The organism is Mumia spirodelae, assembly GCF_050632745.1.
Classification (GTDB): domain Bacteria; phylum Actinomycetota; class Actinomycetes; order Propionibacteriales; family Nocardioidaceae; genus Mumia.
The window spans coordinates 73,067-88,386 of the sequence record NZ_JBODSD010000007.1; the positions used below are offsets into that span (position 1 = coordinate 73,067).

13 protein-coding genes and 1 pseudogene are annotated in these 15,320 nt (G+C 71.4%); 7 read left to right on the plus strand and 7 right to left on the minus strand.

What is annotated here, in order from left to right:
• Positions 1 to 17: 17 nt before the first annotated feature.
• The 5 genes from ACQSSQ_RS23615 to ACQSSQ_RS23635 form a co-directional block, all read right to left on the minus strand.
• On the minus strand, positions 18 to 1,658 hold the full coding sequence (locus ACQSSQ_RS23615) for a hypothetical protein (RefSeq protein WP_431329608.1): 1,641 nt from the start codon (positions 1,656 to 1,658) through the stop codon (positions 18 to 20).
• Positions 1,655 to 3,154 (minus strand): FGGY-family carbohydrate kinase, encoded by a 1,500-nt coding sequence (locus ACQSSQ_RS23620; protein ID WP_431329609.1) that lies wholly within the window; start codon positions 3,152 to 3,154, stop codon positions 1,655 to 1,657. Before ACQSSQ_RS23620 ends, ACQSSQ_RS23615 begins: the two co-directional genes overlap by 4 nt.
• A gap of 75 nt (positions 3,155 to 3,229) precedes the next feature.
• A complete protein-coding gene (locus tag ACQSSQ_RS23625; protein ID WP_431329610.1) occupies positions 3,230 to 4,189 on the minus strand; it encodes a LacI family DNA-binding transcriptional regulator in 960 nt (319 codons plus the stop codon).
• Positions 4,190 to 4,210: 21 nt separating this feature from the next.
• A complete protein-coding gene (locus ACQSSQ_RS23630) occupies positions 4,211 to 4,963 on the minus strand; it encodes an SDR family NAD(P)-dependent oxidoreductase (protein WP_431329611.1) in 753 nt (250 codons plus the stop codon).
• Positions 4,960 to 5,823 (minus strand): fumarylacetoacetate hydrolase family protein, encoded by an 864-nt coding sequence (locus tag ACQSSQ_RS23635; RefSeq protein ID WP_431329612.1) that lies wholly within the window; start codon positions 5,821 to 5,823, stop codon positions 4,960 to 4,962. Before ACQSSQ_RS23635 ends, ACQSSQ_RS23630 begins: the two co-directional genes overlap by 4 nt.
• Before the next feature lie 166 nt (positions 5,824 to 5,989).
• On the opposite strand from ACQSSQ_RS23635, the gene ACQSSQ_RS23640 reads away from it, so the two are divergent.
• From ACQSSQ_RS23640 to ACQSSQ_RS23670, 7 genes are all read left to right on the plus strand, one after another.
• Positions 5,990 to 7,276, plus strand: a complete 1,287-nt coding sequence (locus ACQSSQ_RS23640) for an enolase C-terminal domain-like protein (RefSeq protein ID WP_431329613.1) — start codon at positions 5,990 to 5,992, stop codon at positions 7,274 to 7,276.
• Positions 7,269 to 8,222: an aldo/keto reductase gene (locus ACQSSQ_RS23645; RefSeq protein ID WP_431329614.1), complete on the plus strand. Its 954-nt coding sequence runs from the start codon at positions 7,269 to 7,271 to the stop codon at positions 8,220 to 8,222. Before ACQSSQ_RS23640 ends, ACQSSQ_RS23645 begins: the two co-directional genes overlap by 8 nt.
• A complete protein-coding gene (locus tag ACQSSQ_RS23650) occupies positions 8,219 to 9,055 on the plus strand; it encodes an amidohydrolase family protein (protein ID WP_431329615.1) in 837 nt (278 codons plus the stop codon). The genes ACQSSQ_RS23645 and ACQSSQ_RS23650 overlap by 4 nt, the downstream gene beginning before the upstream one ends.
• A gap of 54 nt (positions 9,056 to 9,109) precedes the next feature.
• On the plus strand, positions 9,110 to 9,535 hold the full coding sequence (locus tag ACQSSQ_RS23655) for an RbsD/FucU family protein (RefSeq protein ID WP_431329616.1): 426 nt from the start codon (positions 9,110 to 9,112) through the stop codon (positions 9,533 to 9,535).
• A gap of 1 nt (position 9,536) precedes the next feature.
• The gene (locus ACQSSQ_RS23660) at positions 9,537 to 11,129 is read left to right on the plus strand and encodes a sugar ABC transporter ATP-binding protein (protein ID WP_431329617.1); all 1,593 of its coding nucleotides are present in this window, start codon (positions 9,537 to 9,539) and stop codon (positions 11,127 to 11,129) included.
• Positions 11,126 to 12,127 carry an ABC transporter permease gene (locus tag ACQSSQ_RS23665; protein WP_431329618.1) on the plus strand — a complete coding sequence of 334 codons (1,002 nt, stop codon included), beginning with the start codon at positions 11,126 to 11,128 and terminating at the stop codon, positions 12,125 to 12,127. The genes ACQSSQ_RS23660 and ACQSSQ_RS23665 overlap by 4 nt, the downstream gene beginning before the upstream one ends.
• Before the next feature lie 97 nt (positions 12,128 to 12,224).
• Positions 12,225 to 13,196, plus strand: a complete 972-nt coding sequence (locus tag ACQSSQ_RS23670) for an ABC transporter substrate-binding protein (RefSeq protein WP_431329619.1) — start codon at positions 12,225 to 12,227, stop codon at positions 13,194 to 13,196.
• A gap of 73 nt (positions 13,197 to 13,269) precedes the next feature.
• Here the strand turns inward: ACQSSQ_RS23670 and ACQSSQ_RS23675 are convergent, their stop codons facing one another.
• Both ACQSSQ_RS23675 and ACQSSQ_RS23680 read right to left on the minus strand, forming a co-directional pair.
• Positions 13,270 to 13,959: a FadR/GntR family transcriptional regulator gene (locus tag ACQSSQ_RS23675; RefSeq protein ID WP_431329620.1), complete on the minus strand. Its 690-nt coding sequence runs from the start codon at positions 13,957 to 13,959 to the stop codon at positions 13,270 to 13,272.
• 77 nt (positions 13,960 to 14,036) lie between these two features.
• Positions 14,037 to 15,125 (minus strand): annotated as a pseudogene (locus ACQSSQ_RS23680) (glycerophosphodiester phosphodiesterase family protein).
• Positions 15,126 to 15,320: the final 195 nt, after the last annotated feature.

Here is a 15,320-nt window from a genome sequence, read left to right on the forward strand (position 1 = left end):
CGCACGAAGGCCCGGCGTCACCCCACGGCGGTGTCGCCGCAGAGGTGGACCTGGACGCCGAGCGCGTCGAACATCGCGGCCTTGACCAGCAGGGCCTTGTCCGCGGTGGCGGCGTCGGGGGAGTAGACGACCTGGACGTGGTTGGCCTTGTGACGCGCCATCATCTGGTCGCGGCTCACGCCGTGCAGGACGGCGTGCATGATCGGCCACTGCGGGTCGGTCGCGTCGAGGCGGCGCTGCGTCTCCTCCGCCGGCAGCTCGACGACGTGCGCGCGGCCGAGGTCGACGTGCAGCGCGCCACCGGCGACGAACACGCGCGACCACACGATCTGGCCGGGCTTCGAGACGCCGCTGAGCGTGCCGCCGCCGAGCGGGAAGAACATCGGCGGCTGCCTCATGCTGTACGACCTGTCGTAGCCGCCGTGGTGCGAGGCCGGGACCGAGCCCGAGATCTCGAAGACCCACACGAACTCGCCGTCGTAGTCGTCACCCCAGCGGATGTCGTGCAACGTCGTCGCCGGGTCGAGGCCCATCGCGGTCCAGATCCGGTTCGTCACCAGCGCATCGACCGCGACGCCCTCGTCGACCTCGTTGAAGTGGGGGAGGGGCGCCCCGGCGTAGAGCTCCCGGGCCCCGTCGCGCGAGCGCACGGGCGGCCGCTCGACGTTGTTGAGCAACCCCTCCGCGAGGTCGCTCGCGGGCACGACGTCCTTGAGCCCCTGCTGGTACTGGATGCCGACGGCGTCGAGCCCGAAGTCGTCGGACATCCGCAGCGCCGCGACGTACATCGCGAGCTGGCTGTCGACCTGGTCCGGCGTCAGCTCGGTCTGCGGGTCGGTGCCGAAGTGGAAGGTGAGGCCCGCGTCGTCGAGCCAGCGCTTGACGGCCGCGCGCTCGTCAGCACCGACGCGGTTCATCTCGGCGACCAGCGCGCTCTGCGAGAGGCGCTCCTTGTAGATGCCGAGCGGGTTCAGCAGCTCGTCGTCGATGATCGCGTTGTACATCCCCATGCAGCCCTCGTCGAACACGCCGACGATCGCCTTCTCCTGCTGCAGCTGGGCGGCGAGCGCGCGGCCGAGCTCGACCTCGTCCGACGACGCGTCGAGCGCCGGCAGCGGGCGGACGTGGCTGGTGTCGTGCGCGATGCGGCCCGTCGTGAGCCACTCCTCGAGCTTGGTGCGGGCCCAGTCGTCGGTGAAGTCCTTGCTCCACAGCGCCGAGTACGCGACCCCCGCCTTGGTCATGCTCGCGGTGAGGTTGAGCAGACCGACGAGGCCGGGGAAGTCACCGGCCCAGTTGGCGACCACGAGGATCGGACCTCGGTGCGTGCGCAGACCGGCGAGCACGTGGTGGCTGTACTGCCAGACCGCGTCCACCACAACCACCGGGGCGTCCGGCGGGACGTTCTTGAAGACCTCGATGCCGCGCCGCTGGCTGTCGATGAACCCGTGGCCGGTCTCGGGGTCGACGTCGTGGGCGCGGTGGACCCTCCAGCCGAACGCGGAGGCGGCCTCGGCGAAGTCGGCCTCGAGCTGCTGCTGCGTCGGCCAGCAGCGGGTGTTCGCCGACAGCCGCAGGTCACCGGAGGCGACGGTGTAGAGGGTCTGCGGCTCGGCCACGGGCGGCTCGGCGAGCACGGGCAGCGTGTAGGTGCTCATGGTGTTCCCTTCTCGATGGTGCGCTGGTGCTCGGCCAGCCGGTGCGACAGCTGCTGCGTCGCGGGATAGGCGTCGCGGTAGAGCGCGAACAGCTCGGAGTAGGTCGCGTGGCGCGCGGGATCCGGGCGGACGAGCGAGGCCGGCGGGTTCCAGCGGCCGATGTCGGCGTCGCCCGTCGCGGTCGCGGCGAGGTACGCCGCCCCGTACGACGCGCCGATCGTCTGCTGCGGCACGACCTGCTCGAGCCCGGTCACGTCGCTGACGATCTGCGTCCACAGCGCGCCCTGCGTGCCGCCCCCCACGGCCACGACGCGCTCGACCGTGCCGCCGGCGGCGAGGATGGTCTCGACGTTGTGCCGCACGCCGTACGCCGTGGCCTCCAGCGCCGCGCGGTAGAGGTCGCCGCGGGTGTGCGACAGCGTGAGTCCGGCGATGAGCCCACGGGCTTCGGGGTCCTGGATCGGCGTCCGCTCGCCCGCGAAGTAGGGCAGCATCAGCAGGCCGTGCGCGCCGACACCCGACGCCCGCGCCTCGGCGACGAGGTCCGCGTACGGCGCGCCGCCGACGAGGTCGCGCAGCCACCCGGTGATCGCGCCGGAGGTCGCCATGCCGCCGGCGAGGCAGCGGGTGCCGGGGTAGGCGCCGACGGTGCTCCACATCGACGGGGTCGACACGCGCTCGGCGACGGTGTTGATGAGGAACATCGTCGTCGCGTACATCAGCATCAGGTCGCCGACGTTCTGCGCGTCGACGCTCACGGCCTCGGTCCAGGCGTCGATCGTGCCGGCGACGACCGGAACCCCCGCGGGGAGCCCGGTCTGCGCGGCGGCGTCGCGCGTCACCGTGCCCACGACGTCCGCTGGCCAGACCAGCTCGGGGAGCGAGAGGTCCGGCGCGACCACGTCGACCCACGGCGCGTACCAGGCGAGCGCGTCGGCGTCGTACAGGGGCGTCGACTGGCTGGCGGAGTGGTGGTCGAGCACGTAGGCGCCGGTGAGCCGGTAGGCGAGCCAGGAGCTCGGCATGAAGAGCCGTCGCGCTCGCGCGTACGTCCCGGGCTCGTGCTCGGCGACCCAGGCGATCTTCGGCCCCGCCGCCTGCGACGTCAGGGCGGAGCCGCCGCGGCGCAGGATCGCGTCGGCGCCGAGCGTGGCGTCGAGCCGTGCGATCTGCTCCGAGGCGCGGGAGTCGACGCCGTACAGGATCGCCGGCCGGACCGGCGTGCCGGCGTCGTCGGCGAGGAGGACGCAGGGTCCCATCCCGCTGACACCCACCCCGACGACGTCGGCGTCCGGCTCGGCGCGGAGGAGCTCCTGCACGATCGCGACGAGCTCGTCCCACCAGATCTGGGCGTCCATCTCCACGTGGCCGACGCGAGGCCGGTCGACACCGTGCTCGCGGGTGGCGGTCCGCAGGAGGCGGCCGTCGCGGTCGACGAGCACGCCCTTGCTGCTGGAGGTGCCGATGTCGACGCCGACGAGGGTGGCGCGCGTCATGTCGGGACCGTCTCAGAAATCGATTTCTGCGTCAACCCCGCCGCCCGCCGGGTCACCGTCCGGCGGGGGAAGGGGTCAGCGGGGGGCGACGTCGGTGGCGACGACGATCCGACGCGCCGGCCGGTCGTCGCCCTCGATGCGGGCGATCAACCGGTCGGCGGCCTCCACGCCGAGCGTGCGGGCGGGCAGCGGGATGACCAGGCTCCCTGGCCGTGGCCACAGCCCGAAGGGGAGGTCGCCCAGCACGAGGAGGTCGACGTCCTCGCGGTCCCCGAGCGCCCGCATCGCCCCGACGCCCATCAGGTTGTTGGCGACGAGGACCGCGTCCGGGGGTGCGTCGAGCGCGAGCAGCGACGCCATCCCGTGCTCCCCGCCCTCGACCCGGTAGTCGGCGCGCACCAGGTACGGGTCCGGGTCCTCGTCGTGGTGCGCGACGAAGACCTCCCGCCACCCGTCGGCGCGCTGGTCGGCCGTGTCGACGTCGTGCGGTCCGGTGATGCAGGCGACCCGGTGGTGCCCCTCGTCGTACAGGCGCTGCGTGCCCTCGCGCCCGATCGCGACGTCGTCCATCACGACCGCGTCGATCGCGTAGCCGTGCGCCGCCCGGTCGACCGCGACCACGGGCGTGCCGCGTCCGACGAGGGCGTCGAGGTCGGGATGGTGGCTCGACGGGGCGACGATCACCCCGGCCATCCGCTCGGACACGGCGACCTTGACGTAGCGCGCCTCCTTCTCGGCCTGCTCGTCGGTGTTGCAGAGGACGAGCGACAGCCCGGCTGCGTTCGCGCGGTCCTCCACGCCCCGCGCCAGCGCGGTGAAGAACGGGTTCTCGACGTCGGGGATGATCAGCGCGATGACCTCGGACTGCTGACGGCGCAGCCGGCGCGCGGCACGGTCGGGCTGGAAGTCCAGCTCCTCGGCCGCGCGGCGGACGCGCTCGGCGTACCCGGGGGAGACGGCGATCCCGTTGAGGACGCGCGAGACCGTCGCGGGCGAGACTCCCGCGCGGGCGGCTACCTCGTAGATCGTGGCCATGACGCTCGTAGCGTAGGGCGCTCAGGTGCGCGGACGCAGGCGAAGCTCCTGCATGCCCCCGTCGACGGCGATCCCGGTCCCGGTCGTCGAGCCCGAGGTGGGGCTCGCGAGGTACGCCACCGCGAGCGCGACCTCCTCGGGCGACACGAGCCGCCCGTGCGGCTGGCGGGCCTCCAGGGCGGCGCGCTCCGTCTCCGGGTCCGGCGCGGACGAGAGGAGACGTCCGACCCATGGGGTGTCGGCGGTGCCGGGATGGACGCAGTTGACCCGGATTCCCTCGTGGAGGTGGTCCGCGGCCATCGCCCGGGTGAGCGCGAGCACGGCGCCCTTGGTCGCGGAGTACAGCGCCCGCTGCGGGAGGCCCGCGGTGGCCGCGATCGAGCCCATGTTGACGACGCTCGCCGCCGACGACCGGCGCAGGTGGGGGAGCGCAGCCCGGGACGTACGCACCATGCCGACGAGGTTGACGTCGAGCACGCGGTGCCACTCGTCGTCGTCGTTGTCGGCGACCGTCCCCTGTGCTCCGACGCCGGCGTTGTTGACGAGGACGTCGATGCCGCCGAGCCGCGCCGCGGCCTCCTCGACCGCTGTGCGGACCGACGCGTCGTCCGTGACGTCCGCGGCGAGCCCGACGGTCGCGGCCGGGGCGCCCGCGGGATCCAGGTCGAGGACGGCGACGCCCGCGCCGCGGTCGCGCAGCACGGTGGCGATCGCGGCGCCGATGCCCGACGCGCCACCGGTGACCACGGCGGCGAGTCCGGTGAAGTCGCTCATCGTGCGGCCGCCTCGTACGCGTGGACGGCGTGGCGCTGACGCCCGAGCCCGTCGACCTCGAGCTCGACGACGTCGCCGTCGGTGAGGTACCTGAAGCGTCCCGAGAGCGCGACGCCCTCCGGTGTTCCGGTGAGGACGAGGTCGCCCGGCTCGAGAACCATGTACTGGCTCAGGTCCCAGAGGATCGTCTCGACGTCGAACACCATGTCCCGCGAGCTGGAGTCCTGCCGCGGCTCGCCGTTGACCCAGCTCCGCAGCCCGAGCGCGCGGTGATCGACCTCGTCGGGCGTCACCAGCCAGGGGCCGGTCGGCGTGAAACCGGCGGCCGCCTTGCCCTTGCTCCACTGCCCGCCCGAGATCTCCAGCTGGAAGGTCCGCTCGGACAGGTCGTCGGCCACGACGAACCCGGCGACGTGCTCCATCGCCTGCTCGGGGCCGTCGAGGTAGGACGTGCGGCGCCCGACGACGATGCCGAGCTCGACCTCCCAGTCCGTCTTGGTGCTGCCACGGGGCAGGGTCACGGCGTCGTCCGGGCCGACCACCGTGTTCGGCGGCTTGAAGAAGATCACGGGCCGCTCCGGCGGCAGGGACCCGGACTCTGCGGCGTGCGCCGCGTAGTTCATCCCGATGCACACGACCGCGCTCGGTCGCGCGACCGGCGCTCCGACGCGGAGGGAGTCCGCGCCCTCCAGGACCGGCAGCGAGCCCGAGGCCACCGCGTCGCGGACGGCGTCGATGCCACCGCCGGCGAGGAAGGAGCCGTCGATGTCCGGCGTGAGGGACGAGAGGTCCAGGACGGCGTCCTCGAGGACGACGACGGGGCGTTCCTGGCCGGGGGAGCCGAGTCGGGCGAGCTTCATGCACATCCTCCGCGCGTAGTGAGATATCGGATCTATCACGGTGTCTGGCACCGGACGATACGCCACCGATCCCGATCGTCGCGGAGTGCCGTCCAGGTGTTGACGCACAAACATCGGATGTCTAGTGTGTGACCGGCATCACCGCGAACACAAGAGGAGACCCTCCGTGACCACCTTCGTCGCCCTGGACACCGTCGACGTGCGCTTCCCCACGTCGCGCACGCTGGACGGGTCCGACGCGATGAACCCCGACCCCGACTACTCCGCCGCGTACGCCACCCTCCGGACGGATGCGAGCGACGGGCTCTCGGGCCACGGCTTCGTCTTCACCATCGGCCGCGGCAACGACGTGCAGGTCGCCGCGATCGAGGCGCTGGCCCCGTACGTCGTGGGACTTGACGCCGAGGAGGTGCTCGACGACCTCGGCGGCTTCTGGAAGCGCCTGGTCCACGACTCGCAGCTGCGGTGGCTCGGTCCTGAGAAGGGCGTCATGCACATGGCGGTCGGCGCGGTGATCAACGCGCTGTGGGACCTCAAGGCCAAGCGTGCCGGCCAGCCGCTGTGGCGGGTGCTCGCCTCGCTCGCGCCCCACGAGATCGTGGATCTCGTGGACTTCCGCTACCTCACCGACGCCCTGACGCCCGACGAGGCGCTCGAGATCCTCGAGAAGGCCGTCCCGGGCCGGGCCCAGCGCGAGGCCGAGCTGGTACGCGACGGCTACCCGGCGTACACGACGACGCCCGGCTGGCTCGGCTACGACGACGCGAAGCTCGAGCGCCTGTGCCGCGAGGCGGTCGAGGCCGGGTTCGGCCAGATCAAGCTGAAGGTCGGCGCCGACCGCGACGAGGACGTGCGGCGGCTCGCGCTCGCCCGCTCGGTGGTCGGGCCCGACGTCGCGATCGCGGTCGACGCCAACCAGCGCTGGGAGGTGGCCGAAGCCGTGTCGTGGATGGAGGCGCTGCGCCCCTTCGACGTCGCGTGGATCGAGGAGCCGACGAGCCCCGACGACATCCTCGGCCACGCCGCGATCGCGCGAGGGGTCAGCCCGATCCCGGTCGCGACCGGCGAGCACGTCGCCAATCGCGTGCTGTTCAAGCAGTTCCTCCAGGCCGATGCCCTCCAGGTCATGCAGATCGACGCCTCCCGCGTGGCCGGGGTCAACGAGAACGTCGCCAACCTGCTGCTCGCCGCCAAGTTCGGCGTCCCGGTGTGTCCGCACGCGGGAGGTGTCGGGCTGTGCGAGACGGTGCAGCACCTCTCGATGTTCGACTACGTCGCCGTGTCCGGGACGCGCGAGTCCCGGGTCATCGAGTACGTCGACCACCTCCACGAGCACTTTGTGACTCCAGTCGACGTGCGCAGCGGCGTCTACCACGCGCCGACCGCCGCGGGATCGGGAGCGGAGATGCTCGCCGACTCGCTCGCGACCTACCGGTACCACCGCGATGCGTGACGTGCTCCGGGGGCGCCTCGGCTACGGCGCGGCGAACGTCGGCAACCTCTATCGCGCGCTCAGCGACGAGGCTGCGCACGCGATCCTCGAGGCGGCTTGGGAGGCCGGCGTCCGCACGTTCGACACCGCGCCGCACTACGGGCTCGGTCTCTCCGAGCGGCGGCTCGGCATGTTCCTCGCCACCAAGCCGCGCGACGAGTACGTCGTGTCCACCAAGGCCGGCCGCGTGCTCGTGCCGGACGACAACGCCGGAGAGGCCCTGGACACCGCCAACGACTTCATGGTGCCAGCGACCGCGCGGAGGGTCTGGGACTTCTCCGCCGACGGCGTACGCCGCAGCCACGAGCAGTCGCTCGAGCGGCTGGGCCTCGACCGGGTCGACGTCCTCTACCTGCACGACCCCGAGCGGTACGACCTACGACGGGGTCTCGACGAAGGCCTGCCCGCCGCAGCCGCGCTGCGCGACGAGGGACTCGTGTCGGCTGTCGGGGTGGCGTCGATGAGCGCCGAGGCGCTCGAGGCCGCGGTGGACACCCGTGCCGTGGACGTCCTCATGGTCGCCGGACGCTTCACGCTCGCCGACCAGTCGGCAGCCGAGGTCCTCGACCGGTGTGCGGAGGAGGGCGTCGGCGTGGCGGTCGCCGCCGCGTTCAACTCCGGGCTCCTCGCCTCGGACAAGGTGGCCGACGACGCTCGCTACGACTACGGGCCGGTGCCGGAGGAGCTGCTCGCCCGGGTGCGCAGGATCGCGGAGGTGTCCGCCGCGTACGACGTCGCCCTGCCCGCGGCCGCGCTCGCGTACCCGCTCAGCCACCCGGCGGTGGAGTGCGTCGTGGTCGGTGGGGCCGCACCCGACCAGGTCCGCCGCAACGCTGCGCTGATGGCGTCGCCCGTGCCGGCCGCGCTGTGGTCCGCGCTGCGCGACGAGGGCCTGGTGGCGCGATGACGGTGATCGACACCCACCTGCACCTGTGGGACCTCGAGGCGGGGGAGTACGCGTGGCTCGGCCCTCAGCACGGGCCGCTCAACCGCACCTTCGGGGCGGCCGAGGCGGGCGCCGAGCTCGCGGCCGCCGGCGTCGACGGCGCGGTCCTCGTCCAGGCCGAGGACTCCGAGGCGGACACGCGCGCCATGCTGAGGTGCGCGGACGCGGCGTCGTACGTCGTCGGCGTGGTCGGTTGGATCGCGCTCGAGGAGCCGTCGCTGGCGCAGAGACAGCTCGACGACTACGGTGCCCGTCCCGCCTTCCGCGGCGTCCGCCACCTCGTCCACGACGACCCGCGCGACGACTTCCTCGAGCTGCCGGGCGTCCGCGCGTCGCTCGCCACGCTGGCCGAGCGGGGCCTGACCTTCGATGTCCCGGACGCGTGGCCGCGGCATCTCTCGCGCCTGCCCGACCTGCTGGACTCGGTCCCGGACCTGACGGTCGTCGTCGACCACCTGGGCAAGCCGCCGCGCGGTACACCCGACCTCGCGACGTGGGAGTCCTGCCTGCGCGAGGTCGCCCGCCGGCCGCGCGCGGTGGCCAAGGTGTCCGGCCTGCAGATGCCGGGCCAGCCGTTCACCGTCGACGCCCTCCGCCCGGTCTGGGAGATCGCGCTCGACGCCTTCGGACCGGCGCGGCTGATGTACGGCGGCGACTGGCCGATGACGGTGCCCGACGGTGGCTACCTCCCGCACTGGGAGGTCGTCCGGACCCTGGTCGGCGAGCTGTCGGCCGACGAGCAGGACCGCGTCCTCGCAGGCACCGCGCGGGCCGTCTACGGGGTTGACGTGTGATGCGCCGCACACCTAGCGTGACGGCTCTGAAATCGATTTCAGGAGGTGAGGTCCGTGCTCGTGGGCATCGACCCGCTGCTCACCGGTGAGCTGCTCGCCGCGCTGGACGCGATGGGGCACTCCGACGGGATCTGCGTCGCCGACGCACACTTCCCGGCCGCGCGGCTCGGCGGTCACGTGATCGACCTGCCGGGCGTCGGTACGCCGGACCTCGTCCGGGCCGTCTGCACGGTGCTGCCGACCGACGACCAGGACCCCATGGACCTCATGGAGTCCGCGGACGGCGCGTGGCTGCCGGTCCAGGACGAGCTCGTCGCCGCGGCGGGCCTCACGCGTGCCGACGCGCGACTCGTGGAACGGCACGCGTTCTACGACGCGGCCGAGACCTGCTTCGTCGTGGTGCGCACCGGCGAGACCCGCACCTACGGCAACGCGATCGTGCGCAAGGGCGTCGTGCCCACGCCGCGGGAAGGAGTCTGACATGCCGGCCGACTACCTGCTCGACGTCGAGGGGGTGAGCAAGGGCTTCCCCGGCGTCCAGGCGCTGCAGGACATGCACCTCAACCTCCGCCACGGCGAGGTCCTCGCGCTGGTGGGCGAGAACGGCGCCGGCAAGTCGACGCTGATGAAGCTCCTGTCGGGCATCTACACCGCCGACGCCGGGCACTTCCGCCTCGACGGCCAGCCGCTCGAGGTGAGCGGACCGAAGGACGCGCTCGAGACCGGCATCAGCATCATCCACCAGGAGTTCAACCTGATGCCGCACCTGACGGTCGCGGAGAACGTCTTCATCGGGCGGGAGCCGAGGGCAGGCGGGTTCTTCCTGTCCGAGCGTGCACTCAACCGTCGCGCGGCGGACCTCTTCGAGCGTCTCGAGCTCCCGCTGGATCCCCGTCAGGTCGTCGGCGAGCTCACCGTCGCCAAGCAGCAGATGGTCGAGATCGCGAAGGCGCTGTCGTACGAGGCGAAGGTCCTGATCATGGACGAGCCGACGGCAGCGCTCAACGACGCCGAGGTGCAGACGCTCCACGCGCTGATCCGCCGGTTCGTGCGGCCGGAGACGGGGGTCATCTACATCTCCCACCGCATGGACGAGCTCAAGGCCATCAGCGACCGCGTCACGGTCATCCGCGACGGCCGTTTCGTCGACACCCTCGTCACCGCCGACACCACCATGAAGGAGGTCATCTCCCTCATGGTGGGGCGGACGCTCGCCAGCGACGCCCAGCCCGTCAACGTCCGCGACGACCGTCCGGTCGTGCTCGAGGTCGAGGGTCTCTCGACCCGCGACCTGCTGAAGGACGTCTCCTTCGACCTGCGCGAGGGCGAGATCCTCGGCTTCGCGGGACTCATGGGCGCCGGCCGCACGGAGGTCGCCCGCGCCCTCGTGGGGGCCGACGCGACGACCGCCGGCACCGTGCGGCTGCGGGGCAAGGAGGTGCGGATCCACAACCCGGCGGAGGCCGCGCGGCTGCGTATCGGCTACCTGTCCGAGGACCGCAAGCGGCTCGGTCTCCTCCTCGACCAGGACGTGTCGGCCAACATCGGCCTGACCTCGCTCGCCGAGCGGTTCAGCCGGGGCGGGTTCGTCCGCTTCGGCCAGATGCGCGACGTCGCGCGGGACATGGTCGGCCGTCTCGGCATCAAGACCCCGTCGGTGACGCAGACGACCAAGAACCTCTCCGGAGGCAACCAGCAGAAGGTCGTCATCGCCAAGTGGCTGGTGAAGGACTGCGACGTGCTGATCTTCGACGAGCCGACGCGCGGCATCGACGTCGGCGCGAAGGAGGAGATCTACGAGCTCCTCAACGACCTGGCGGGACAGGGCAAGTCGATCGTGATGATCTCGTCCGAGCTCCCCGAGGTGCTGCGGATGGCGCACCGGGTCGTGGTGATGACCGAAGGACGGGTGAGCGGGGTCCTCGACCACCACGAGGCGACCCAGGAGAACGTCATGCACCTCGCCACCCTGCGGCCCGACGAGAACGTCGAGGACGCCGTCGAGCTCGGCCTCGTCGGCGCCGCCGCAGCCGCCCCCGACGCGCAGGACACCCCGAAGGCAGGAGAACGATGAGCACCACCGCGGCGGACGACGCCACCCTCACCTCGCGCACCGACGGTCGCGGGGCAGCCTGGAGGGACCGGCTCCAGGAGCTGCTCGCGTTCGCGAGCCTGATCGTGATCTTCGTCTTCTTCTCGATCGCGAGCTCGAGCTTCTTCACCTACAACAACGTCACCAACATCCTGTTCTCGACGGTCGTCATCGGTACGCTCGCGCTCGGGACGACGTTCGTCATCATCACCGGCGGGATCGACCTCTCGATCGGCACCGGCATGGCGCTGTGCGCGGTGATGTCGGGCGTGTTCATCACCGAGTGGGGAGTCCCGGTCGCGCTCGGCGTCGTGATGGCGATCCTGTTCGGTGGGCTCATCGGGCTCGTCAACGGCTTCAACGTGGCGTTCCTGCGCATCCCGCCGTTCATCGCGACCCTGGCGATGATGCTCGTCGCCCAGGGCCTCGCCCTGGTGATCTCCGGCAGCGCCCCGATCTACTTCACCGAGCAGCCGGAGTACGTCAAGATCTCGACCGGCAACCTGCTCGGCTTCGACTTCCCCAACGCGGTGCTCGTGCTGCTCGCGGCGACCGTGGTCTGCGTGGTGCTGCTCAACAAGACCGTGCTGGGCCGCTACACGTTCTCCATCGGCAGCAACGAGGAGGCGACGGCGCTCTCGGGGATCAACGTGCGGAAGTGGAAGATCATCATCTACGCGCTCGCCGGCCTCTTCACCGGCCTCGCGGGCATCATGATCTCCGCGCGCCTCGGCTCAGCACAGCCCGCGACCGGCATGGGCTACGAGCTCCAGGCCATCGCCGCCGTCGTCATCGGCGGCACCTCGCTGGCCGGCGGCAAGGGCTCGATCATCGGCACGCTGATCGGCGCCCTCATTATCTCGGTGCTCAACAACGGCCTCCAGATCATGTCGATCGCCCAGGAGTGGCAGAACGTGATCCTCGGCCTCGTGATCCTGGTCGCCGTCTACGCCGACCAGCTCCGCAAGAAGGAGAGGTGAGCGCTCTGCCCCTCCGCCCCAGGACTCCCTCCACCACGGCCGGACCCCAGACGGCCACGAACGACGCACACCCTCACGAGCAAAGGACGACCCAACGATGAACATCCGACGCATCGGCGCGGCGGTTGCCGCCGTGCCCCTCCTCTTCGCCATGGCCGCCTGCGGGGACGACGGAGACGGCGGCTCCGGTGGCGGCGGCGACGAGCCGTACATCGCCATCGTGTCCAAGGGCTTCCAGCACCAGTTCTGGCAGGCCGTCAAGAAGGGCGCCGAGCAGGAGGCCGAGAAGCAGGGCGTCCGCATCACCTTCGAGGGCCCCGCGACCGAGACCGAGGTCGAGGCCCAGGTGACGATGCTCAGCAACGCGCTCGCCAAGAGCCCTGACGCGATCGGCTTCGCGGCCCTCGACAGCAAGGCCGCTGCGCCGCTGCTGGACCAGGCGAAGTCGCAGGACATCCCTGTCGTGGCGTTCGACTCCGGTGTCGAGAGCGACATCCCGGTCACCACGGCCTCGACCGACAACAAGGCCGCCGCCGCGGAGGCCGCCAAGCACATGGCCGAGCTCGTCGGCAACAAGGGCAAGGTCGCGATGGTCGTCCACGACCAGACCAGCGCCTCCGGCAAGGACCGGCGCGACGGGTTCATCGAGTGGATGGAGCAGAACGCTCCCGACATCGAGCTGCTGCCCGTCCAGTACGGCGCTGGCGACCAGACCAAGTCGGCCGACATCACGAAGTCGATCATCCAGGCCAACCCGGACGTGGTCGGCATCTACGGCTCCAACGAGGGCTCGGCGATCGGTGTCGTCAAGGGCGTCGAGGAGAGCGGCAAGACGGGCATCACGGTGGTCGGGTTCGACTCCGGCCAGGCCCAGATCGACGCGATCAACAACGGCGTCATGGCAGGCGCGATCACCCAGAACCCCGTGGGCATGGGGGAGGAGCTGGTCAAGGCTGCGGTGAAGGCGATCGACGGCGACGACCTGCCGGAGACCATTGACACCGGCTTCTACTGGTACGACAAGACCAACATCGACGATCCGGAGATCCAGGCGGTCCTCTACAAGTAAGGAACGCAGCGCAGCGGGCGGGGTGCCGGACGGTGCCCCGCCCGCTCGCGCGCGTACGGCGCGGGTGCCGCGGTCAGTCCTCGGCCGGGGCCTCGCCGGCCGTGCGCAGCCAGCGCTCGACCCCGCCGATGTGCGTCGTCACGACGGCTCGGACGAGGTCCTCGTCGCCGCTGGCGATCGCGTCGACGATGCCGCGGTGCTCGGCGAGCGTGCGCTCGACGGCGTTCTGCTCGGTGAGACCGCGCCAGATCCGCGCGCGCAGCGTCCGGCTGGACAGGCCCTCGAGGATGCTCGCGAGGTAGGAGTTGCCGGACAGCTCCACGATCGAGGCGTGGAACTTCATGTCGTGGGCGACGAGGTCCTCGACCGACGTCTGCTCGTCGACCTCGGAGAGCATCTCCCAGAGCTGGGCGACGTCCTCGGCGCGGGCGCGGCGGCTGGCGAGCACCGCCGCGCCAGGCTCGAGGATGCGCCGCACCTCGAACAGCTCGAGCACCGACGTGTCCTGGTGCAGGTCGACGACGAAGGACATCGCCTCGAGCAGCAGGCGCGGCTCGAGGCTCGTCACGTAGGTGCCGTCGCCCCGTCGGACGTCGAGCACCTTGATGAGCTCGAGGGCCTTGACCGCCTCGCGCAGGGAGTTGCGGGACAGTCCGAGGGCCTCGCTCAGCTCCTTCTCCGGCGGCAGCCGGTCGCCCGGCCCGAGCTCGCCGCGCAGCAGCATGCCCTTGATCTCGAGGATCGCCTGGTCGGTCAGTGCCACAAGGGCAGTCTAGGTGGAGGCAGGCGCGGTCCGGTCGATCCGCGCCTGCCTTCGCGGTGGCGTCGCGGCGCGCCGCGTCAGCGGCGAGCCGGGTAGGCCCGCGGCAGCCGCAGGCCGCGCTCGGCCATCAGCTCGCGTACGCGGTCCGGGTAGTCGGTGATGATCCCGTCGATCCCCATGTCCATGAGCGCGGCGACGGTCGGGACGTCGTCGCACGTCCACGGCACGACCTTCAGGCCGCGGCGGTGCGCGTCGCGGATCATCTGCGGGGTCACGTAGAACTGGAAGCCGGGCTGGTCGATCGTGCCGTTCTGCGGGAACCCGTAGACCGGCGAGAGGGTCGTGACCCCGTCGATCGAGGCCGCCGCGCGGACGAAGTCGCCGTCGTAGTCGTCCGCGTCGATCCCACCGAGCTACGGCGACGCACCGGGCTTGCCGACCTGGAGGAAGTCGTGGTTCGTGAGCGCGACGAGCGGGAGGCGCGGCGAGATCCGGTGCATGAGCATCAGTGCCCCCCAGTCGAAGGACTGGACGGTGACCTGCCGGCTGAGGCCGGACCGGCGGATCTCCTGGGCGACCCGCCGTACGAAGAGCTCCCGGGGTGCGGTCTCGTGAGGAGCGCCGGCCTCCACCTTGGTCTCCACGTTCAGCGTGACGCCCCAGGCCTTGCGTGCCTTCACCAGCGCGAAGACCTCCTTGAGCTCGGCCATGCGGGCTCCGCCGACGACCTCCTGCTGCGGGAAGCCGGGCCGCTGCTGGAAGCCGCAGTCCATGGTCCTGATCTGGGCGAGCGTGAGGTCCTTGACGTACTTGCCGACGTACGGGAACTCGGGGTCTCCCGTCGTGGCAGGCGCGGTGTCCTTGCAGATCGTGGCCGAGACCTTGCGGTCGTGCGTGACGACGACCTTCTTGTCCTCGGTGACCTGCGTGTCGAGCTCGAGCGTCGTGACGCCGAGCGAGAGCGCCTTCGCGAACCCGTGGAGCGTACTCTCGGTGGTCATCCCGACCCCGCCGCGGTGGGCCTGGAGGTCGAAGCCGGTACGGGCATGAGGTGCGCCGTGGCCTGCGGAGGGTCGGCCCTCGGCGGCCTGCGCGGTCTGCACTCCGGCGGTGAGCGCGAGGGCGGTCGATGTGACCGCGACGCAGGTGGTGACCAGTCTGCGCATGGGAGATCCCTTCGTGTCGTCTGTGCTGGCGACACGACGCTAGGGATCAGGGGGGAGGGCGCGGGTGACCGCTCGGCGAACTCTGCGCGGCGAGCCGGTGCCCACCCCCGGGCCCCGCCCCGCCCCCGCCCCACCCCCGCGATTTGACGCGGTATCCACCTTTTCGGGGCGCGATCACGTAGCCAAGGCGTCAAA